The following is a 1,561-nucleotide window of genomic DNA, read 5'->3' on the forward strand; positions in this document are numbered from 1 at the left end:
TGTATATGTCATTGTAGCACGTGTGTCGCCCTGGACATAAGGGCCATGATGACTTGACGTCGTCCACACCTTCCTCCTCCTTACGAAGGCAGTCTGTTTAGAGTGCTCAGCCGAGCTGTTAGCAACTAAACACGTGGGTTGCGCTCGTTGCGGGACTTAACCCAACATCTCACGACACGAGCTGACGACAGCCGTGCAGCACCTGTCACTAAATTCTAGTAAACTAGCACTTTCTAATCTCTTAGATGTTTTTAGGATGTCAAGTCCAGGTAAGGTTCTTCGCGTATCTTCGAATTAAACCACATGCTCCACCGCTTGTGCGGGTCCCCGTCTATTCCTTTGAGTTTTAATCTTGCGACCGTACTCCCCAGGCGGTATACTTAATGCGTTAGCTGCATTACTGCCTTGACTAGCAAAGCAACAACTAGTATACATCGTTTAGGGCGTGGACTACCAGGGTATCTAATCCTGTTTGCTACCCACGCTTTCACGCCTCAGCGTCAGTTAGGTTCCAGCAGATCGCTTTCGCAATGGGTATTCTTCTTGATCTCTACGGATTTTACCCCTACACCAAGAATTCCATCTACCTCTCCCCTACTCTAGACTATCAGTTTCCTAAGCAGTTTAGTGGTTAAGCCACTAGATTTCACAAAAGACTTGATAATCCGCCTACGCGTCCTTTACGCCCAGTGATTCCGAGTAACGCTTGCACCCCCCGTATTACCGCGGCTGCTGGCACGGAGTTAGCCGGTGCTTATTCATCAGGTACCGTCATTATTCTTTCCTGATAAAAGGAGTTTACGCTCCGAAAAGTGTCATCCTCCACGCGGCGTTGCTGCGTCAGGGTTTCCCCCATTGCGCAATATTCCTTACTGCTGCCTCCCGTAGGAGTTTGGACCGTGTCTCAGTTCCAATGTGACTGATCATCCTCTCAGACCAGTTACGCGTCATAGCCTTGGTAAGCCATTACCTTACCAACTAGCTGATACGATATAGTCTCATCCTACACCGAAAAGACTTTCCCTATTTAACTTATGTCAAATAGGAGTATGAGGTATTAGCAGCCGTTTCCAACTGTTGTTCCTCTGTGTAGGGCAGATTAACTATATATTACTCACCCGTGCGCCACTAATCCATCCTAGCAAGCTAGGACTTCATCGTTCGACTTGCATGTATTAGGCACGCCGCCAGCGTTCACTCTGAGCCAGGATCAAACTCTCCATAAAAAATATTATGAAGTTTTTAATCTAAAAACTTTTATTATTTATCTTTAAATAAAAATAAATTATTATTTAATACCTTTATATATAATACAAAGATATTGTTTTTAATTTCTAGCTCAATCGATCACTTGTTTAGATTTCAAAGATTGACTTTAAAATTTGATTTTTATAGTTTAACATTAATAATTTAAAAAACTCGTTTTTTATAAAAAAGAACTGTTTAAACAACTCGTTTAAGAGGTCTTTCGTAAAACGGAAATGAAATTATACAAACATAAAGCTTAAAGTTTCATTAAAGTGGGAGAAAATGTTGGAAGAAATTTGGGGGAGATGAAAAA

At 42.2% G+C, this 1,561-nt stretch carries 1 rRNA gene; it reads right to left on the reverse strand.

The annotated features are described in order from the left end of the window. Positions 1 to 1,226, reverse strand: a 16S ribosomal RNA gene (locus O6B72_RS09270); the annotation flags it as partial. Positions 1,227 to 1,561: the final 335 nt, after the last annotated feature.

The sequence above is a fragment of the Campylobacter ureolyticus genome, from assembly GCF_027277485.1.
Taxonomy (GTDB): Bacteria; Campylobacterota; Campylobacteria; order Campylobacterales; family Campylobacteraceae; genus Campylobacter_B; species Campylobacter_B ureolyticus_B.